The 21,445-nt window shown below is 33.6% G+C and carries 22 protein-coding genes; all 22 read left to right on the top strand.

Annotated features, from left to right (window positions below; genetic code table 11):
- The first annotated feature begins 207 nt into the window (after nt 1-207).
- The 22 genes from ACQQ6V_RS06220 (at nt 208) to ACQQ6V_RS06115 (ending at nt 21,355) form a co-directional block, all read left to right on the top strand.
- Nucleotides 208-495 carry a hypothetical protein gene (locus tag ACQQ6V_RS06220; RefSeq protein WP_448844686.1) on the top strand — a complete coding sequence of 96 codons (288 nt, stop codon included), beginning with the start codon at nt 208-210 and terminating at the stop codon, nt 493-495.
- A gap of 314 nt (nt 496-809) precedes the next feature.
- Nucleotides 810-1,253: a 3-hydroxyacyl-ACP dehydratase FabZ gene (fabZ, locus tag ACQQ6V_RS06215; RefSeq protein ID WP_448844685.1), complete on the top strand. Its 444-nt coding sequence runs from the start codon at nt 810-812 to the stop codon at nt 1,251-1,253.
- 5 nt (nt 1,254-1,258) lie between these two features.
- Nucleotides 1,259-2,359 (top strand): beta-ketoacyl synthase N-terminal-like domain-containing protein, encoded by a 1,101-nt coding sequence (locus tag ACQQ6V_RS06210; RefSeq protein WP_448844684.1) that lies wholly within the window; start codon nt 1,259-1,261, stop codon nt 2,357-2,359.
- Between the two features lie 25 nt (nt 2,360-2,384).
- Nucleotides 2,385-3,140, top strand: a complete 756-nt coding sequence (locus tag ACQQ6V_RS06205) for an SDR family NAD(P)-dependent oxidoreductase (protein WP_448844683.1) — start codon at nt 2,385-2,387, stop codon at nt 3,138-3,140.
- A gap of 23 nt (nt 3,141-3,163) precedes the next feature.
- Entirely contained in the window at nt 3,164-3,430 is a 267-nt protein-coding gene (gene apeE / locus ACQQ6V_RS06200) for an ApeE family acyl carrier protein (RefSeq protein ID WP_448844682.1), read from the top strand.
- Nucleotides 3,431-3,472: 42 nt separating this feature from the next.
- Nucleotides 3,473-3,832 carry a holo-ACP synthase gene (acpS, locus tag ACQQ6V_RS06195; protein WP_448844681.1) on the top strand — a complete coding sequence of 120 codons (360 nt, stop codon included), beginning with the start codon at nt 3,473-3,475 and terminating at the stop codon, nt 3,830-3,832.
- Nucleotides 3,833-3,940: 108 nt separating this feature from the next.
- On the top strand, nt 3,941-5,527 hold the full coding sequence (locus ACQQ6V_RS06190) for a phytoene desaturase family protein (RefSeq protein ID WP_448844680.1): 1,587 nt from the start codon (nt 3,941-3,943) through the stop codon (nt 5,525-5,527).
- A gap of 69 nt (nt 5,528-5,596) precedes the next feature.
- Nucleotides 5,597-7,678 carry a TonB-dependent receptor gene (locus ACQQ6V_RS06185; protein WP_448844679.1) on the top strand — a complete coding sequence of 694 codons (2,082 nt, stop codon included), beginning with the start codon at nt 5,597-5,599 and terminating at the stop codon, nt 7,676-7,678.
- A gap of 11 nt (nt 7,679-7,689) precedes the next feature.
- The gene (locus ACQQ6V_RS06180) at nt 7,690-8,328 is read left to right on the top strand and encodes a hypothetical protein (RefSeq protein WP_448844678.1); all 639 of its coding nucleotides are present in this window, start codon (nt 7,690-7,692) and stop codon (nt 8,326-8,328) included.
- A gap of 12 nt (nt 8,329-8,340) precedes the next feature.
- A complete protein-coding gene (locus tag ACQQ6V_RS06175; RefSeq protein WP_448844677.1) occupies nt 8,341-9,567 on the top strand; it encodes a beta-ketoacyl-[acyl-carrier-protein] synthase family protein in 1,227 nt (408 codons plus the stop codon).
- 14 nt (nt 9,568-9,581) lie between these two features.
- Nucleotides 9,582-10,370 carry a PIG-L deacetylase family protein gene (locus tag ACQQ6V_RS06170; protein ID WP_448844676.1) on the top strand — a complete coding sequence of 263 codons (789 nt, stop codon included), beginning with the start codon at nt 9,582-9,584 and terminating at the stop codon, nt 10,368-10,370.
- Nucleotides 10,371-11,333 (top strand): glycosyltransferase family 2 protein, encoded by a 963-nt coding sequence (locus tag ACQQ6V_RS06165; protein ID WP_448844675.1) that lies wholly within the window; start codon nt 10,371-10,373, stop codon nt 11,331-11,333.
- Entirely contained in the window at nt 11,330-12,418 is a 1,089-nt protein-coding gene (locus ACQQ6V_RS06160; protein WP_448844674.1) for a DUF4872 domain-containing protein, read from the top strand. Before ACQQ6V_RS06165 ends, ACQQ6V_RS06160 begins: the two co-directional genes overlap by 4 nt.
- Nucleotides 12,419-12,420: 2 nt before the next feature.
- Nucleotides 12,421-12,903, top strand: coding sequence for an acyl-CoA thioesterase family protein (locus ACQQ6V_RS06155; protein ID WP_448844673.1), 483 nt, complete (start codon nt 12,421-12,423; stop codon nt 12,901-12,903).
- A complete protein-coding gene (locus ACQQ6V_RS06150) occupies nt 12,884-13,867 on the top strand; it encodes a hypothetical protein (RefSeq protein WP_448844672.1) in 984 nt (327 codons plus the stop codon). Before ACQQ6V_RS06155 ends, ACQQ6V_RS06150 begins: the two co-directional genes overlap by 20 nt.
- Entirely contained in the window at nt 13,868-14,914 is a 1,047-nt protein-coding gene (locus tag ACQQ6V_RS06145) for a BtrH N-terminal domain-containing protein (RefSeq protein WP_448844671.1), read from the top strand. It abuts the gene before it with no gap.
- Complete coding sequence (locus ACQQ6V_RS06140) at nt 14,915-15,853, top strand: ABC transporter ATP-binding protein (RefSeq protein WP_448844670.1); 939 nt, start codon at nt 14,915-14,917, stop codon at nt 15,851-15,853.
- Nucleotides 15,850-16,956, top strand: coding sequence for an ABC transporter permease (locus ACQQ6V_RS06135; protein WP_448844669.1), 1,107 nt, complete (start codon nt 15,850-15,852; stop codon nt 16,954-16,956). Before ACQQ6V_RS06140 ends, ACQQ6V_RS06135 begins: the two co-directional genes overlap by 4 nt.
- A 13-nt stretch (nt 16,957-16,969) precedes the next feature.
- On the top strand, nt 16,970-18,172 hold the full coding sequence (locus tag ACQQ6V_RS06130) for an ATP-grasp domain-containing protein (RefSeq protein WP_448844668.1): 1,203 nt from the start codon (nt 16,970-16,972) through the stop codon (nt 18,170-18,172).
- 37 nt (nt 18,173-18,209) lie between these two features.
- Entirely contained in the window at nt 18,210-18,866 is a 657-nt protein-coding gene (locus ACQQ6V_RS06125; protein WP_448844667.1) for a hypothetical protein, read from the top strand.
- A 61-nt stretch (nt 18,867-18,927) separates the two neighbouring features.
- Nucleotides 18,928-20,574: an AMP-binding protein gene (locus tag ACQQ6V_RS06120; RefSeq protein ID WP_448844666.1), complete on the top strand. Its 1,647-nt coding sequence runs from the start codon at nt 18,928-18,930 to the stop codon at nt 20,572-20,574.
- 286 nt (nt 20,575-20,860) lie between these two features.
- Complete coding sequence (locus ACQQ6V_RS06115) at nt 20,861-21,355, top strand: hypothetical protein (RefSeq protein ID WP_448844665.1); 495 nt, start codon at nt 20,861-20,863, stop codon at nt 21,353-21,355.
- Nucleotides 21,356-21,445 lie beyond the last annotated feature (90 nt).

Below are 21,445 nucleotides of genomic sequence, written 5' to 3'. Positions count from 1 at the left end.
TTAATGTTTTTTTTAGAAGCTTTCTCGCAGCCAGAAGTTCAATTTGTAGATTTGTTAATGAAATTGTTTCCAGAGAAGAGAAAGATGAATTATGAAGCGAAAATTAAATTGTTTAATAATAATTCTCAACCAATCGATCTGTTCCATATATAATGGGTAGACTTTATAAAAATCGATACTTTATCGGCTTCAAAAAATGTTTTAGAATTGATGTCGGATGATAAAGAATTACGACATGCCGTGTACAAAATCAAGAATCCACTACAACCAGGAGAAAGTATGATTCTCAAAGTAAAAGCTAACAAACATTATATAGGATTTACAAATGATGATTTACATTTGGATTTAACATTTAATGTTTCATTCATGTCCGAGGATTTTTTACCATTTATCGGAGTTTATGATAGTAGGCGTGAGCTTGCGGATAACAAATACAGAAAACAATATGGACTATCTCCAATGGTATCTCATTACCAAAAAATGATAATAATATAGAATTGGATATTGTTAGAGGTAGCCTTGGAACGGTTTAATAGTTGGAAAATCCTTCAGCTTTTTTGGTCTTTGTAGAAAAGATACCATGTTATAAATTTTTTCTTTGGTTTTTAATAAGTCCTCGATGAATGTTAAGATTCCCTTTTAAATGTCTGAAAAAGACTTTATGGACAACTTAGCCTGAAAAAAGAGGCATTTTTTCCAGATTTCCCAATATTAATGCGTTTTAATAAAAAAATAATACTGGGTTTATATTAATTTTTCGGAATGTGTGTATTTTTAATAAAAAAATATTCATTAAAAACATATATAATATGAATAATGTATCAAGTATCGTGGAAACTGGTTATAAAAATGTTGCCGAAAGGATACCGCAGCGATATCCTTTTCTTTTCGTAGACAGAATTATTGAGGTAAGCAAAGATAAGGCCGTATGTATAAAAAATATAAGCCTTACTGATCCATACCTTGTTGGGCATTTTCCTGATGAACCCATCTTTCCAGGAGTATTATTGGTTGAAGCCTGTGCTCAGGTAGGAGGTATTATGATTACCGAACATGAAGAGTATAGCCAAAGAGGGTATATTGCAATGCTGGATAAATTCAAATTTATAGATTTTATCGTACCCGGTGATACTGTGTTTATAACCTGTCATTTAATCAGTCTTTTTGGAAAATTCGTGAAAACATCCGTTGAAGCCAGAGTTGATAACAGAATCGTTGGTAAAGGAATGATTACTTATAATTTTAAAAAATAGGAATCATGAACGGAAAATATAATAAAGTAGTTGTTACTGCTTTGGGAGTATGTTCTCCTTTGGGGCACTCTGTGGAAAGTTTTATAGAACGTTATAAAAAAACTCCTCAGGAAATCTCATCAAAGATTAATGATACTTTTTTAGAAGAAGAATTGTCAACTTTCAAAAAAGTAAATCAGAGAAGAATGGATCGGGTGACGAGGATAGCAATGTTAGCTGCTGTTGCTTGTTTAAGAGATTCCCGGTTAGAAATTAATGAATCTACAGTGAATGATGTTGGAGGTATTTTTTCAACAGAATATGGGCCTATTGCAAGCGCACGTGATTTTATTAATTCTGGTTTTGAACTCGGGCTCAATTCTGCCAGCCCCTTATTATTTCCTTATACGGTAGGTAATGCTGCACCTGGAGCAATAACCATATTGATGGGAGCCAGAGGATTCAATACGACACTTTCGGGACATAATCCTGTAGCCTATACCTACGATGTCATCTCAAGTGGTAAAGCTAAAGCTATTTTGGCAGGAGGTTTTGAAGAACTCGTTCCTGAGATAGAAGAATCTTATGCGAAAAGGACTATTTTGAAAAGAGGGCTCAAAGAATCAGCGCCGATTGGCATGCTTTCAGAAGGGAGCGCTATGTTGTTTATAGAGTCAGAGTCCTTTGCCAAATCAAGAAATGCGGATATTCTTTTTGAAGTATGCGGTTATGGTGTTAGTTCAAATTTGCAGAAAAACGAGGTTTCTCTTGATAATTTCGGATACCTGGCTCCTGATATAGTTGCCAATACTATGTCATCTGCTTTAAAAAGAAGCGGAATAAGTTCGGATCAGATATCATTGATTATCTCTCTCTCTCGTAATGATAGCGATCAGGTATTGTCTGAAGAAACTGCAATAAAGAGTATTTGGAATGAAGATGTACCTCACATTCATTATATTAAGCAAACTTTGGGGGAAACCTTTGGTTCTTCAGGCAGTTTTGCCGCAATAATCGGTTATCTGATCGGGCTTGATCTCAAAGACTCATCAGACTCAAAAAAATGGGTAATGATAAACAGTTATCACATTGGAGGCAACTGTATTAGTGTCATCATTGCTCTTTAACCCCTTCTATTCCTATTATAAAAAGATGGAAAATATTATCGATTTAAAAAATAAGGTCGTATTAGTAACAGAAGCTACAGGAGGCTTGGGCCAGAATATATGTATTAGTCTTGCTCAATGTGGTGCAATACCTATTATACACTATAATTCCAATTCGCAGGAAGCTGACAATCTGGTTGAAAAAATAAAAGCCTTTGGTATTGATACATTAAGTATTCAAGCTGATATACGTATTGAGAATGAGGTCAAAGTGTTGACGAAAACGATCGTGGAAAAATTTGGACGAATTGATTGTCTGGTTAATAATGCTGGTATTCTTTTGAGAGGATTCCTTGCGATGCAGTCTCTTGAAAAATATAAAGATGCTGTTGATATCAATTTGCTCGGAAATTTTTTAGTGAGCAAATATGTTACACAAGTAATGATCAACCAAAAATATGGTTCAATCGTTAATGTCAGTTCAGCTGCCGGTATGGGCGGATTAAAAGGGCAAGGGGTATATAGTTCCACAAAAGGAGCTCTAAATTCATTGACTGTTGTGATGGCGAAAGAAATGTCTGACTTCAATGTCAGGGTAAACGCTGTTGCTCCCGGATTTATTGCCTCCGGAATGTTGAAAAAAGCTACAAAACAAGATGAAAAATATAAGGAGATAATCCCTCTTAAAAGGTTTGGGGAAGCGGCAGAAGTTTCTTCAGTTGTTTTATTTCTATTATCTGATGCAGCCAGTTATATGACTGGTCAGGTTTTGGTTATAGATGGCGGTCTGTTAATATCATAAAAAAACATTTAAATATAATAAAAATGAACTCACAAGAAAGAAAGCAAGTTATTAAGGATTTAATTGTAAGTAGATTAAACCTAAAAATTACCGCATCAGAAATTAAGGATGATGCAATGTTATTTGTACCCGAAGAAGAAAATGGGATCGGACTGGATTCAGTTGATGCCCTAGAGATTGCGGTGTCAATCAATAATACCTTCGATATTACCATTAGTGATGATGATATATCTATTTTTAATTCTGTCAATTCAATAAATGATTTTGTTGAAAAACAATTACAGGTTTAGCTATAAGTGTAGTTATTATCAATATTTCCTACGAGTTAGAAAATGGTAATTGGCACAGACATCATTAAAATTTCCAGAATTAAAAAACTCATCGACAGGGAGAATGGAAATGCATTGGATTTTTTTCTCACTCCCGACGAAAGAGCAATGAAAAAGAGTACCTATTCTATAGCGGGAATCTTTGCTGCGAAAGAGGCTCTTCTCAAGGCTTTTGGAGTGGGGTTTTCCAGAGGACTTGGCCGTTTACTGGAAATTGAAGTGAAACATGATCGCTACGGTAAACCTTTTATTATTACATCGGGAATAGTAAAGGATATTCAAGATAATAAAGAAATCCGGAATATCGAACTGAGCATATCTCATGATGGAGATTACTGTGTGGCATTTGTAGTCTGCCTGTAAAAGGAAATTCACAATTAATAAAGTTGTTTAATTTTAATTGCCTGAGATAGATTTTACAGGGCAATAAAGTTAAACAGCTTTTATCAAGAAACAAACAAAGTTTTTTAAATGAGTACCAAATTAAATGTATATGATGTAATTATTATTGGTTCTGGATTGGGTTCCATTACCTGTGCAAGTTTTATTGCTCAGATGTATAAACTAAAAGTACTTGTTGTTGAGCAGAATAAGCAGGCGGGTGGATTGTCTCAGGCAATTGTGACTGATCAGGATGTTGAACTTGAAATTGGCATTCATCAAGTAGGCGAGCTGGAACCTGATTCCATGTTTTCAAAACTAATGTCCTATATAAGTGATGGTAAAAGTTGCTGGAGAAGGCTACCAGATACATTTATTAAATTCCATTTTCCGGATTTCGTGTATGAAGTAACTGCCGGAGAGGCTGATCAAATCTCTAAACTTTCTCGATTATTCCCTTCAGAAGAAGTAAATATTCATCAATATTACAGAGATATAGAGCAAATTACTAAATGGTACAGAAATTTTACAACGGAATCATTGAATAATGATAAGTCCAGAATGAGGAAGTTGTTTGATCTGGAACCCGGAAAAAAGGCAATGATGACTACCGAGGCATATTTGGATTATCGTTTTACTAATGAGAAATTAAAAAGTTTAATTGCTAGTCATTGGACAGATTATGGGCTTCCACCTCAAATGAGCGCATTTTTGAAGCATGCAATATTGGTGAATAATCATAAAAATGGAGTCTACTATCCGAATTTTGGATCGACTCAGCTTATTGAGTCCATTGTAGACACAATAATAAAAAATGGTGGGGAATTAGTTTTTAACTCTCGGGTAGAAGAAATTAAATATGAGGGTAAAACAGCTCATTCTGTTACAATTATAAACGAAAAAACCAACGAAAAAACCGTTTTAGGAGCCAATATTATTATTTCGGGAATAGGACTATACAATACGTATGGGAAGTTATTAAATGAAAAATTAGCCCCGGAAAAGCTTAATGCTCTTAATAGATTAAAAAAACAAGGGGTTAGCTTCGTCAAATTATTTGCAACATTAAAATCTAACCCCGAATCTGTAGGGGCTGATCAATCTCTTTCCTGGGTATATCCTGGATATGATCATTACCAGAATTTTAAAGGAAGAAAAACGCTTTCCAAAGAACTTATTTCTCAATTTTCAATATCATTTCCTTCTCTAAAAAAAGAAGGAACCACAAAGCATAGTATGAAGATCAATACATTAGTTGATTACGATACATTTATGGAATGGCTAGGCAATGGGGAACCCGAAGAGGAGTATGAAAGGATAAAACAAGAAATAGGTGAATCTCTGTTGAATGAAGCAGAAAAACTTTATCCAGGGTTAACAGAACTGATAGATAATTGGGATCTGTATACCCCAATGTCTGCAAAACGTGATACGAAACATTATAAAGGTAATATTTTCGGAATACCTGATACACCGGAGCGATATATGAATCTGGATTTTAATTGTTTTACTCCTTTGGAAAACGTCTATGTTACCGGTTCAGATATCACTACTTCTGGTGTTTATGGTACAATTTTAAGTGGTGCGTTGACGGCATCTGCTGCCTTTAAAGATAAACAGTTATTTTTAAAGGTTATTCAGAAAGTATCCTTGGACAAAATAAAAAATAAAATATAAATGAGGCTATTTTCATGCATATTCTTACTCTGTATATCTATATCTGCATCTCTGCATGCACAGATAACCGTGGCAGGGAAAGTAGTAGATAAGGATGGTAATCCGATTTCTTCGGCTGGTATATATATCAAAGACAGTTATGATGGGACAAGCTCATTAGCTGACGGAACATTTAGTTTTAAAACTAGCCTTGAAGGAAAGCAGGTTATTACTATAGAATTGAATGATTTTAAATTAATAGAAGAACCCATAGAACTGACCGGAGACGTCTTGGATATGAAATATGTTTTATATAAAGAAGAAAAAATAAAAACCATAGAAGCTGTTTCAATTGTAGTCGGTTCTTTTGATGCCAGTGATCCAAAAAAATCTATTGCTTTGAAGCCTATGGACATTGTTACAACTCCAAGTGCAGCAGGGGATATTTATGGAGCTTTGTCTACTTTGCCGGGAACACAAACTGTAGGTGAAACAGGTAAATTATTTGTTCGTGGAGGAGATGATTATGAGGCAAGAACATTTATTGACGGACTTCAGTTAGAATCTCCTTATCAGCAAAGACCTGGAGGAATTCCCACAAAAGGCAGGTTTTCTCCTTTATTATTTTCCGGAACGCTTTTCAGTACAGGAGGATACTCGGCTGAATACGGACAGGCTCTTTCATCAGTGGTTTTATTAAAGACGGATGCTGCACCTGCAAATGATAAACTTAATATCAATCTGTATTCCATTGGTCTTGGAGTAGCAGGAACAAAAAAGATGGAAAAGTCGGCGTATATAGCAGCCTTTGATTATACTGATTTGGGACCTTACTTTAACCTGGTTCCACAAACTACAGATTGGGAAAAAGCTCCAAAAACAATTACAGGCTCATTGAATATAATTAACAATACAGGAAATAGCGGAGTGAGTAAAACACTGATTTCTTACAATGATGATCGGTCATCTTTATATTATCCTTATTATGGGTACAATAAACCAAACGTATTATTATCCCTTAATAATAAAAATATTTTTATTAAAAATTCATTCCGAACTCGTTTGAACGAAAATACGATACTGAACACGGGAATAGGATTTGGGATGGATAAAAATGACCTGAGACTAGACAGTTTGACCATTAAAGACGAGCTTTTTTCAGGACAGATTAAAGTGACACTGGCTCATACTATTTCAGAAAAAGTGAAACTAAGCTATGGTGGCGATTTTTTTGTAAAAAGCTTTACTGAACGTATTAAAATTGATGAATCGCAACAAAATTTAAAATTTAATGATTTGCAGACTGCCTTTTTTACTGAAACAGAATATAATGTTTCTCCAAAAATAGCTTTTAAATTAGGACTGAGAGCAGAAAATACGAGACTTGGAGAAGATTTTAGACTAATGCCCAGAGCTTCTGTTGCTTATCGCTTATCAGAATATAGCCTGCTTTCTGCGGCTTACGGAATATTTTATCAAAACCCTCAATTTCAATATCTTAAATTTACTGATAAACTTACTCCTGAAAAAGCTTCACATTTTATTTTAAATTATCAATACAAGAATAAAGGCAGGCTTTTAAGGCTGGAAGCTTTCTATAAAGAATATAAAAATCTGATTACTTATAGGGTTGAAAATTTTCCCGACACTTCTAACTATGATAATAACGGATATGGCTATGCAAAAGGGCTTGATTTTTTTTATCGCGACAACGAATCTATTAAAAATGGAGATTTTTGGGTTAGCTATTCCTATCTAGATACCAAAAAACTATATCGTGATTATTTGCTGTATTCGACACCTATATTTTTTTCAAAACACAATTTTAGTTTTGTTTATAAACAATGGATTTCGTCTATAAAAAGTTTTATAGGTATGTCATATACCTATGCAAGCGGGCGACCTTATTATGATCCTAACAAACCCGCAGATCTTTTTCTGTCTGACAAAACTAAACCCTATCATAATTTAAGTGTCAACTATTCATATGACTTATCGGGTATCACAAAAATTCCCGTTACACTTTATGCTTCGGTAGGTAATATTTTTGGAAGCCACAATATTTTTGGATACAATAATGCATTTAATTCGGCGACAAAAAAGTATGATTTAATTCCCATTGTGCCGCAGGCAAACATATTCTATCTCTTAGCTCTATTCATAAATTTATAAATTTTTATCCCATGAAAAAAAGAACTTTCTTATTTGTATTGGTTTTTCTCTTCGTCTCATTTGGCTTTAAAGCTCAAACCAGATATGAGAAAGAAATGACAACAGCACTGGATACATTATATAAGGCTAATGATCTTTCTACTTATAAAGCACTTGCTAATAAGTTTGATGCTATTTCCAGAGTGGAAAAAGACAATTGGCTTCCTAAGTACTATCTAAGCTATATCTATACAGTATTAGCACATTTTGAGAAGGAAACTGATAATAAAGATAAAGCCCTTGAAATGGCTCAAAATTATTTTAATAAATCTAAAGCCCAGTCCGGAAACAAAGAGGAACTTGCTATTCTGCAAGCTTATATTCACCAGTCAACATTTTTTGTCTCACCTATGACACGACTGAACGACTTTGGGACAAATAGCACTGAAATTGAAGGACTGCTAAAATCCTATCCCAACAACCCCCGCATCAATTTACTTCAGGGAATACAGTTGTTTCATAAACCAGGGTTCCTTGGAGGAGGAGCTGCAAAAGCAAAACCTTTTTTTCAGAAAGCAGAATCTATCTATAATAAATCCCAGAATTTAAATTCTTTAAATCCCAATTGGGGAAAAACTCTGAATACTATTTATTTAAAAAAAAGTGAATAAAATACATTTGAAATGAAAGAGAAAATTGTAATATCCGGTTTGGGCGTTTACTGCTCGATCGGCAAAAACATTGATGAACTGGTTGAATCACTGGCAGAATCAAAACTTGGATTTGATTATGTTGATGAATTTCATACTGAGGGATATAGAAATACAAACGCTGGAGTAATAAAGGATATTGAAAATATTAACTCTCTCACCGGCCTTCGTTCTTCGCTTATCCTGAAGCCTTCCGTATACCAGGCAATTGAAGATTCCGGTATATTTGATACAGAAGTAGACCGCTCCAGAATATCCATTTCAGTTGGAACCTCTCTCACAGGATACGGAGGTTTTGTAACATGTTTATTTGAACGCCATTATCAGGAAAAAAATGAGAAATATCAATCTTCATTAAATGAACATATGAAGATTGACTACCTGGAATCAATCAATAATATCCCCGGGACACTGCTTGCTACAGAAATAGCTATGGAATACGATATATCCGGAGTATTATCATCTTCTATAACCGCATGCAGTGCGAGTGGGAATGCTATGGCAATAGCAGTAGATACCATCAGAAACGGATTAGCTGATGTTGTTATTGTAAGCGCTGTTGATCCACTGTCTGAATTAACCTATATGGGATTCCATACTTTAAGAGCAATGTCTCTAGGTCAGCCGAAGCCACTGGATAAAAATAGAGAAGGGTTGTTGATTGGTGAAGGATCTGGGTGTATCATTATTGAAAGTGAGTCACATGCTAAAGCGCGTAGTGCGAAAATATATGCAGAAATAGCTGGTTATGGATTAAGCAATGATGCCTATCACGCAACCCAGCCCCACCCGGAAGGAGAGGGAGGAGTATTGGCTATGAAGATTGCCTTGAATGAGGCAGATCTTAGCTCCGACGAAATTCAGTACATCAACATGCATGGAACAGGAACCAAACATAATGATCAGGCTGAATTAAAAGCAGTTGAACGTGTTTTTGGAGAAAGACTAAAACATATACCAATAAGCTCATCAAAATCAATGATTGGACATACGCTGGGTGCTGCAGGCTGTATTGAAGCAGTAATCTGTATCCTTTCGTTACATCATAATTTTCTCCCCCCGAGTTTAAATTTTGAAACCCCTATTGCAGAGTTTGATTATCAGGTGGTGACTGCAACAAAAAGTCAGGAGCTTAATGTTGTCATGAACAATTCATTTGGCTTTGGAGGAAACGGGGCGTCATTTATTTTTAGAAAATAATTCGCCCAATTGTTATGGATACAAAAGCATTTAGAACAAAATTATTAATTGAAAAGCTGTCTAAAATATATCCGGATAATTTTTCTCAGAGTTTGATTGATATTACATCAGCAGAATATCAAAAAATATTGATAATAGCACCCCACGCTGATGATGAAGTTATTGGATGTGGTGCTGCAATTGAACATTTTGCTAGAAAAGGAGCTCATATAACAGTCCTGATTGTTACCCAAGAAAGCAGCAGATCTATCGCCAAATCTTATGATTATGTACCCCAACAGAGAGTTGAGGAAAGCTATGAAGCTCAGTCTGTTTTGGGGTATGATGAATTGATTTATTTCAATTTTCCGGAGCTTATGCTTAGACGTGATGGTCATTTGCAGAAGTGCTTTTGTCTGGAGTTGGTTGAATTGATATTAAAATATCAGCCAGATTCTATTTTTATTCCAAATAAGGCAGAAATGCATCCGGATCATCAGATTATTGGGAAACTTGCGGAGGAGGTCATATCGGAAGGGCTGAACAATAGGAGTTTTCAGCAACTTGAGGCAACAGTTGTTTATGAAATCTGGGGACCGGTTATGATGAATTCTTTTCTAGAAATTACTGATACTGCATATACTAAAAAAATAACAGGGATTCAATGTTATAAATCTCAACTCTCATCAGTTGATTACGAAAAGATTATTGAATTTATAGGGGTATCCAGAGGTAAAGATCTTATGAATGTCCGGTCTCATGAAAGCGACCCTAAATTTACTATAGCAGAAGGCTACAGACTGTTTAATTATAAAGAAAATTAAATGTTGGAAACCATGTTTAGTGTTATTATATGCAGCTTCAATAAATCATACTTATTAGCTGCTGTGTTAACTAATATAAATAGGTTAGTTAAAGAGAATAATGAATATTCCTTCGAAGTTGTTGTTGTAGTTGATGGCTCAACAGATGATACATTAGAAGTGATCAAGGTACTTTCTATACAATATCCGATTCGGGTATTTTATATTGAAAATTCCGGTTTGTCCAACGCCAGAAATTTTGGAATATTGCAGAGCCTTGGTCGTTATGTAATTTTTTGTGATGATGATGTTATATTCCATCCTGATTATTTTAGCAATCTCGAAGCTGCAGTTCAGCAGTATCCTGACCATGTTCATATTGGAAACCTGACAAACATTGACAAAGAATATTCACCTGAAATTGTTGATAAGCTCTTAAACAAAGAAGACATTGATTATGATAAGCTAGAAGAAAAGCAAAACTATCATATCTTTTTTGAAGCTGCAAAACAACTGTTCTTTTACCAGGATAGGCATAATGATTTTACAACCGCTATATGGTGGGCGGTAGTGACAGGAGGAAATTTATGCATCCCTAAGCACTATTTTGAGATCTGCGGCAAGTTCGATGATAATATAAAAGGGTGGGGGCCTGAAGATGCAGATCTTTGTTACCGGCTCTTTCTTAAGGGGGCAAAAGCCACTTATAACAGTCGTTGTCTACTGTATCATTTGGATCATCAAAGAGACTTAAAAGCTATAAATGATACGATGATGAAGAATGCGGTCTATTTTATAAAAAAATATCAAAAGCCTAAAGAGTTATATGGTTATTTAAATTTTACTAATGGTAAACTCTCTTTGTCTGATTTTAATGATATGTGCTGTGATTTATATGGAATCGGAAAAGTGAACATTCCATCATTTTCAATGAGTATGAAAGATTACTCGGGTAGATATCAATTTTTAAAACAAGAATCATGACTTTAACAGAATTATATAAACGAAACTATTTGCCTGGGTTTGATTGCAGAATGGCAACATTTAGGAATAACCTGGCTTACTATGGTTATAATTTATCAAATAGTATGATGCTCGGACTTTCAGGGTGCTTATCTCTTATTTATTCTAAACCTGAAGGAAACAGAATTCCTTATTATACTATTTTAGGAATCACAGACCAAACCCTGGAAGGGCTATCATCTGTTTTTGATAGTTATTTTATTTATGGATACTGCTCTTTTAATAGATCAGATGTATTGACTTTGTTAAAAAAAAACCTTGATAAAAATATATTAATTAATGCTGCAATCAATCGTCCTTTGCTCAACCACATAAGTAAGGGAAATAATTTGGAGGATTTTGTTTTGAATTCCAGTTACACAGGGTTTCATTTTGTAACGATAACCGAGTTAAAAGACGACAAGATTACATTTTTTGAAACAGATTATTCCCAACCATTAGAATATGATGTAGAGACATTTATCAATTTATGGTTTTATGATACGATATACAATAGAAAGCTACATCATTCCGGTCAAGCTTGTAATGGGAAGTATTATATGATTCATCCTCCAAAATTTGAACCTCATAAAAATAAAAATGCATTACTATTTCTAATTGAAAAGGTAACCAACAATTTTTTTACAGAAGGAAAATACTATCATAATGGTGTACTGGCATTGCATGACTTTTTTGAAGATATTAAAACATGGAAATACAATGTTGATAAAAATTGCGCCGTAAATAGCATCTTCTATATAAAAATTCTAGAAATGAACTTAAGTGGTGGTGGATTTGGACGAAGATTGTACAGCTCATTTCTGGCAGAAGTTGCAGAGATAATGGATGATAATACATTGAAGTCCATCGCAAGAGAGTTTAAAGAAACTTCCAAATTATGGACAAGCTTTATTAATACTATTTCATCTCCGGAAACAATCAAAAGCCTTATGTCGGATGAATTTGATCTGCTCGAGTCATTGGCAGAGGCGCATTCAACCGCTATCATTACTGCAGAAACCACTCAGTTTAATCATTTAAATAACTGGATAAAATTTAAAAATTAGTTATGATTATCTCTAAAACACTTGAATTGAACGAAATTTTAATTAAACCTAGATTTTGTGAAATAGATTCTCTTTTAATTGTTCATCATTCCAGATTTATACCTTGGGTTGAGGAGGCTAATTTTAATTTTGTAGAGCAGGTATTGGAGATCTCCCGTAAGCAATTATTTGAAATTGATCTGTATAATCCTATCCATAAGCTAGTGTTTTTGTATAAAAACAATGTAAAATGGGATGATGAGCTTATCGTCAGCACAGTAATGGAATACAATCAATTTGCTTTATTTACAATGCACAATACGATCAGTTGCAGGAAAAACCCATCGAAAATTTTTGCTACAGCAAAAATTTCCCTTCTGATTGCAAACAAAGAACTAAAACTAAAACTGTTGATGCCTAATTTTTATCTTTCCAAAATTAAACAGGCAGAAAAAGTATATCCCCAATATTTTATAAAATCTGATCATGTACAACAGTCAAAATGATATAGGATATTGTATCTCAACAGTTTTAAAGGATTATTCTGTAGAGATGGATGCAGACATTTGTCTGATACTTTGCAGCCCTTTGTGGTTAGGCTTGAATATTTCGGAAAAACAGAATTATTTTCCCATTAAAAGGAACGAAATTTCGTATTTGAACCCTTTGTATCTTGAGAATTTCTCTGTTAATACCAATTTTTTATTTATACCAAGCAGAGCCAATTCTAAAGATAGTTTCGACTATCTTAAGTACAGGCATGGCAATCGAAAAAAGACCTTAGTTAAAGTCGCTGAGAGCATTTTATCAAATACAAATAATAGCGCAGTTAATGACCTGTATGAAGTGGCTCATCAGCCTGTATTAGCCATAATTGATAAAATTTCAAATGATGATAACGAGACCGATAGTATAAAGATATCTCTGGTTTTCTCAGAAGAAAATCAAATAACGATTCCGAAAAGACATTTTATGGATCATTGGTACAGTGAAACCGGTAATATAAATACGGATTTGTTTAGGATCATTCCCTCAAAAAATACCTTTTCAGAAGAGCTTATCAAAATAAAAATCAAATCAGCCCTTGATAAACAAAATTTAAATTTAAGGTCAAATAATAAATCATTACTTACCGGAAATACTGTATTGGAGTTTTTAAAAAATGGTATAGAAAAAAAGATTGAAGGATATGAATTACCTGTACAACATCAGTACTTATGGCGAAATAAAGAAGGAATAATTAAACTTAAGCAGGATTATACTAAAGCTCTTGATAAATTAAATTTTATGGATGAATGGGATTATATCCGGGCTATAAAAGAAAGTTTATTAAAAGGAATAGAGGTTTGGAAATTATTTTTTAAAATCATAAATGATGATTCACTTTCAGGAGAGATGCTTTTACAATGTTATGAAGCGCTTATTGAAGTCGAAAGTGAAAGTATTGACAATTTTAATACAATGGTATAAATGGAACATACCCCAGTAATAATAAACGATTATAAGCATAAGCCAGGCGGGTCCTGTATAGTAACTGCATTAAGCGGAATGTATAGACATAATGGATTGAATTTTGGTCCTGAACAGATTATAGGTCTTGGATCAGGGCTTCAATTTGCCTATGGCTACAACCCCTTTGAAAAGAACTACAGAATTGAATTTATTTCTTCACAGCTTTTCTATTCTCTATTGTCAAATACAGGTACATATGGTGAAGAATTTGAGTTTTCGGATCAGGAGAAATCACTGCACAGAGTATTCGAATTGATTGACAGCAATATGCCTGTTCCGGTAATGATGGATCCTTTGTATTGTGAAGGGTTAATGAAACGTACCTCGAAGGAATTCATTAAGTATATTCCATCACATATGATGGTAGTATATGGTTATGATTTGTCGAGTGGTCAGATATTCCTTTATGACAGTCCGCAGTTTAACCCTGTAAGCATGAAAATAGATGATTTTGTAAAAGCCAGATGCTCTGGGCCTACTTTGCCGGCAAACAAGCATATGGAGTTTTATTTTCCGGAGACTATATTTCCGTACCATATGTCCGTCAAGCTTGCGATCCGTAAAGTCATCAGTGTGTATAAGTATTCAGAAAAACATCTTGCTCACAAGTCTGGATTTCAAGCAATTGACAGATTTACAGGTAATGTAAAGAACTGGAGAGAGATATTCACTGATACTGAAATAATAGATAATGCAAGACTGTTTATGATGGGAGTAACCAATGGCCATGCTACCAAAGGGGCATTCAGAACACAGTATTCTATTTTTCTAAATGAAGCGTCTGAAAGAATGGAGCGTAATGGTTTTTATCAATCATCACAAATCTATTACGATCTGGGTAGATTATGGATAGAGTTTCAAAAGTGTCTGAACATACTGATTAAAGATCCGGGAACCCATGAAATATGGAAAGAGAAATCTTATTTTTACCAATTGCTGGATGAGATCAATGAGAAAGAAAAATTAGCGATTAATGTTTTAGAAAAAGAACTAATAAGTAATTAAATGGAAAAACCTATTGTTATACAAGTTACAAACCTAAGTAAGAGTTACAATGGCATCCAAATTCTGGATGATATTTCATTTAACATATACAAAGGCGAAGTAGTAGGTCTTGCCGGGATTAATGGAGCTGGTAAAAGTACCCTAATTGAAAGTATTGAAGGGTTGAGAAAAATAGAAATCGGCTCAATCAATGTACTGGGCAAATCAATAGATAAACATTATAAAAGCGTTCAGCAGGAAATCGGAATTCAATTACAGAGGACAAGTCTTATAGGTAGTATAACATTAGATGAAACCCTTACCCTTTTTAAAACCCTCTATAATGTCAAAACTAATAATTCCGCACTCTTGGAAAGGGTGAGTCTTGCTGATGCGATACACAAAAAAGTAAAACATTTATCAGGAGGACAATACCAGAGATTTAATTTGTGTCTTGCAATACTCAATGATCCCAAGATTCTTTTTTTGGATGAACCTACTACAGGATTGGACCCCATTGCAAGAAGAGAGTTATGGACAATAATTAACGATTTGAAAAAGCTAGGGGTTACGATTTTGGTTACTACTCATTATTTGGATGAAGCACAGGAAATCTGTGACAGGATATTAATTCTTGGCAACAAGAAAATTGTGGCTTATGATACGCCATACAATCTGATAAAAAAGCTTGAAAATGAGAAAACAATCTTAGTGAGCGGAATTGAAATGCTTAGCCAGACAGATTTAGAGGAACTGTGTAACAGATTTAAAGTAAAATATACAGAAGAAAAAATATTTATTTACACCTATGACATAGGAAAGACTCTAAATGAATTTTTTGAGTGGACTAAGCTTAATCATAAGAGCATAAGTGATGTCAGTGTGAGGTCTTCAAATCTGGAAGATGTTTTTATGATGTATACAGCATCTATGGTGAATAAAAAAAATGAAATCTTATGAGAAATATTATCGTAGTATCCAGAATATTTATTGTTATTTTTCTCAGAGATAAACTCAATCTTTTCTTCAGTTTTTTCTTTAATGCCTTCTTAATGGTTATGCTTGGCTTTTATGTTAGTAACCGTTTTGATGTTAGTACAATAGGTGTTTATGATAATTTAAAGTCCAACTTTTCAAATCAGTTTATAAAAACTCTTGATAATGATCTTGCTATAAAAGTTAAAAAGTTTAATGATACAACTGCTCTTTTTAAGGCTGTTGAAAAGGGTGAAATCATTGCAGGAATAAAAATTAATCAGCCTTTTGAAGCTCTGAAAGATTCTGTAACTGACACCATATCTAAACATAAACAATTACAAATATATGGGAGTTCAGAAAACATGATGTGGGTAAAAATGATTGAACCGGGTATTAAGATCGCTATACTTAATACAAATAATACTTCCAAAAAAATTATTTCACAAATTAGCCTGAAAACACAAACTGTAAAATCCAAAAACATAAACTATTTTAAGTCTATTTTTCCAGGGGTGCTTGTTTTTTCTGTGATGGGCTTATCATTTACTGGAGCAATGTCTCTACTGTATTTCCGAAAGTCTGATGTTTTAAAACGCCTGAAGATTACCCCCCTTAAAAAGTATGAATTTCTGATTGGCTTTATCACCAGCTATTTTATATTATTATTGTTGCAGGCCATTTTATATATTTTTATCGCCTGGTTAGTTTTTGGCTATGTATTCACGGGTAACTATTTTCAAATTAGTTTATTAATAGTGAGTTGTGGGTTTTTATTTATATTGCTGGGGATTACAATTGCCAATATTGTTCCCAGTGTAGACTCCGGAAATAATATTATCAGGTTTTTAAATTTTCCGGCCTCTTTTTTATGCGGGGTATTCATACCTATTGAAACATTACCTAAAATATTGCAGTATATATCAGTTTTCCATCCGCTTACTTATTTTACAAATGCCATGCGTAATGCAGTTAATTACAATGCTACTTTTAGTGGTAACAGCTCAAATTATGTTATCATTTTTACATTAATTATTGTTTTCAGTATTATTTCTATAAAAACTTTTAAATGGGAAGCTCAATCTTAAAAATTAAATAGACATGAAAAAACTACTTATAATTGAAACAGATGGAATTTCTGAAATAAAAAATGAGTGTGAGCTGTTGGGATGGCATCCTATTTTTGTGAAGACACATAATTATACAGACTGGCTCCCTCTTGAAAACCTAAATGAAGAATTTGATATTCGGTCAGTAAACAATTTATCTTATTTTGAGATCATTAAGATTGCGTTAGAAGAAAATGTCAGCGGAATCTTACCTATATCTCTTTTAGAACCGGAAGGAGTTAGGGATAGCTTAGTAAAAGATTATATTATCAATCACAAAATTCTTGTCAATATTGTAGCTAATTCACCTGCTACAATGGAAAGTACATTTGATAAATGGTTAACAAAATTTATTCTCAGTCATTTTAATATTCCCGTTACGCCAGGTAAATCCATTAATAATCTTGAAGATATTAATGATATTGTAAAAGAATATAGCTTTCCAATAATTATTAAAGAGCGCAAAAGCTACACAGGCATGGGCGTGAGAATAATAAATACCGAAGAGGAACTGGTTAAATATGTCACTAAAAATATTAAAAAAGGATTGTTTGCCGAACCCTTTCTTTCCGGTTCAGAAATTAGCGTGGAAGTAATTGCCTGGAATGATGAAATGTTTTTTCAACCATTGGTATACAAAGGAGAAACAAGATTAAACATCATTGAACATCCTGCATATAGACCTAGAATTTCACCTTACAAATCGGGATCCGCCATTGAAAGTAAAATAATTAATATTGTGTATGAGGTAGTTATGCAGCTTCAGCTAAAGGGAGCCGCTGAATTTGAATTTCTGATTATTAACGGAGAGCCTCTTATTATGGAGATCAATCCAAGAATATCAGGAGTAACAAGATTATGCAATGCCGCCGGAGGAGTAGATGTATATAAAGAACTTACTCATATCTGTATCAATAATGCTATCCGGAAAGATTTGGTTATAAAGGAGCATAAATATGCGATTCAATTTCCACTGAACATTCTTCCGGAAGGAGATCTTTTAGAAGAACTTCAGAAGAATCCACATATAAGTTATATTAAACCGATTACTTGGATGCCGATTCTACCTATCAGAAGTAGCATTATTATGAGCCATAACACTTCTGATGAACTATTGCAGGGTATTAAAGCCCTTGAAAATTTTACGGATCCACGGTATATTACAGAAGCATTAAAATCATTTGATTATTTTTAGTAGTTATAGCTTTTATTATTTAATTAGCATTTTGACAATGAAAGATTACTCATTTTTACATCAGGCGAATGTTATTATACATGTTTTTGCAGGATCGATAGCTCTTATAGCAGGATTAGTTTCTATTTTAACAAAAAAAGGAAAAAAAAATCATCGTAAGGCCGGGCTTATTTTTCTTTCTTTTCTTGCCGTTGTTGTCCTTACCGGGCTGGTTGGGGTTTTTGTGTTTGGAAGAAATATATTTCTTTTGGTTATTACTATGTTAAGCGCATATCTGGGTTTTTCCGGTTATCGGGTATTAAAATCTAAATCAAATAAGCCATATCTGCTGGATATTATGGTTGCTCTGGCTACATTAATAACCATGGGCTATTTTATGTATTATCTAAAATCAATTGGTTTTATCTGGTCTCCAGCAATCATCTATAGTACCGTGGGCTACTTATTATTAATGGTTGCCTATGATTTTATTCGTTATCTGATTCCAGCAGACAGATATGGGAATTTGTGGATATATGAACACATACTAAAAATGACAAGTGCTTTTAGTGGTATATTGTCAGCATTTACAGGGACGGTTCTTCCACAATATCACCCCTTCAGTCAGTTTTTACCTTCCGTATTGGGAACTATAGTTTCCATAGGTTTTATCATATATGTTTACAACAAAAACAAGGTTAATACATTTACCTGAAAATACTGTCCTTATACTTTGTCTGTTTTTAGGTTTTACCAAATAATAATGATTTTAATATATGAAGCAACAAGAAATAGCCCCAAATATTAATTTGATATCTGTAAAAAAAGATCTTAGTAATTATAATAACACATTTAGTGATTTTCCTGATCAATATACTTTATCAGATCTGTTTTTTGAGCAGGTAAAATCTGTTCCACAGAATATTGCAATTGTAGAAAAAGATAAACAATATACCTATTTAGAATTAGGGGCAGAGGTCGATCGACTAACAGAGGTGCTGCGAGATTACCAACTTGAGAAAGGGACCGCTATTGTTATTTTATTGGAGCCGGGATTTCAACTACTGGCAGCTATGCTGGCCGTACAAAGATCAGGACACTATTATATCCCCATTGACATAAGATCAGCAGTTTCCCACGTTCATTATATGGTTTCAGATAGCAATCCCGGTTTGATTCTTACGAGTAATGCAGTATATGTGAATTACTCTTTTAATCGCAGAGTCCTTGTTTGTCTTGTTGATGTATCGTTACTGACAAATGGGAAGAACAAAAGTGGGGAAATAAAAGATCAGATCAATGTAGAAAGTACGGCATACGTTATGTATACTTCGGGAACTTCAGGCAGACCAAAACGTGTTGCCATATCTCACAGATCATTGGTCAATTACTGCTTTTGGGCCATGAATAAATATTGCAACGGGGTTGCCTGTACTTTTCCCCTGATAACCTCTGTTTCTTTCGATCTTACTATCACTTCTCTTTTTGTTCCGTTAGTGAGTGGCGGATCAATTGTTGTATATACAGGTGATGAAGAAGAAACACCCGTTTTGCAGGCTATTAAAGAAAATAAAGTAGATATCATCAAATTAACTCCCTCACAATTACTTTCCGTTGCAACATCTGCGGTTTCTCAACAGCAGCATTTTAATAGCAGTGTAAGAGCTTTTATTGTAGGAGGAGAGGATTTAAGCGCAAAATTATGCCATAAAATTATTCAGTTATTTGGTGAAAAAATAAAAATATATAATGAGTATGGTCCTACCGAAGCTACTGTAGGCTGTATGATCTATGAATTTGATAAAAATAATAATATGACAGGATTGATCCCTGTCGGTAAACCTATTAGTAATTCACACATATATTTGTTAAGCAGTTTGTTAATTCCGGTTGATGGAGATGAGGTTGGAGAAATTTATATTGCAGGAAATGGCCTTGCAAAGGAGTATATGGACAACCCGAATATGAATATCGAAAGATTTGTTCCCGATGCCTTTTTTGAAAGAAAACGGATGTATAAATCCGGAGATTTAGGACGTTGGAACAGCCGGGGGGAATTGGAATGTCTGGGACGTTTGGAAAGGAAGCTTGTAGTAGGAGAGGGTATCATTTTATTGACCGACATAGAAAATAATATTGCTATTCATAACGAGGTCCTTTCATCATTTGTAACTATTCAAAAAAAGGCAAATGATACCCATGTACTCAATATTTACATCGTTCCTGTCGATGAGACTTATTTAATAAACCAGGATAAAACTGATCAGCTGAAGAAAGAACTTTTACTATTATTAAATGATCTGTTATCTGCTGTTTATATAAAATTTGAGTTTATTTTTATTAAAAATTTCCCATTGAATTTAAATGGTAAAATAGCAGTGGACAGACTTCCTGCTATTTCTGAAATCAATAGTGAAATCTAATCAATTTTGAATTTTATATCTATTTTTGGAATTCCTATAAAAAAGTAGACAGATTTTCTTAACCTATTCTAGAAATATCAGTTGTATTGGCTATGTAGCTTCAGTTTAAATTGAACACCTAAAATTTAGAACAATTATCTAAACCTTTATCTCTACGAAATGGGGAATACCAAGCATAGGGTCCTTTTCATACACTTCGGAATATGATACATTAATAATTCATAAATTAGATATTAAAATTTAGAGTCTTTATCGTATTGGTCAATTATTTTAGTAATTTCTCAAATTGATTTTTAAAAGTAATATAAAATCAATTTTAGTGGGTGATCCAAGGCAAGTAACGTATCTGACGCATAACGAACGGAAAAATAGTAAATATAAGGATGGTAATATCAAGCAATTTATCATAGATAACTGTAGTAAATATTGTAAAATTGATGAAACATCACTTCGTTTTTATCATAGAAACAACGTAGAAATTTGTAATTTTTCATCTAAACTTTTCCCGGAATTGGAAAAAAGTTATCCTTGTCAGTGTGTAGAATGTAGAAGCTATGTTGATGAGCATTCATGGATTTTTATTATAAAAAGTGATCATGTCGAAAAATATCAATCACTTTATAAGCCAGTTATATTGAGGCATCAGTTGGCAATTCCACCGGAATGGAATTTTGGTAATTGCAAAGGATTAGGATTTAATAGAGTTTTAATTTATCCTACAAAACCTATTATTCAATATTTAAGAACAAGATTGATAAAAAAAATACCAAAGAAAAGGTGACCGGTAAAATTACAAAGAAGGATGCTTTAGACAGGGCAAAATTATATGTAGCTTTGACAAGGGCAAGATATAGTGTCACTTTTGTTTATG

Source organism: Chryseobacterium electrogenes (genome assembly GCF_053553015.1).
Note: the sequence above shows the minus strand (reverse complement) of the source record. Positions and strands in the feature narration are given on the sequence as shown.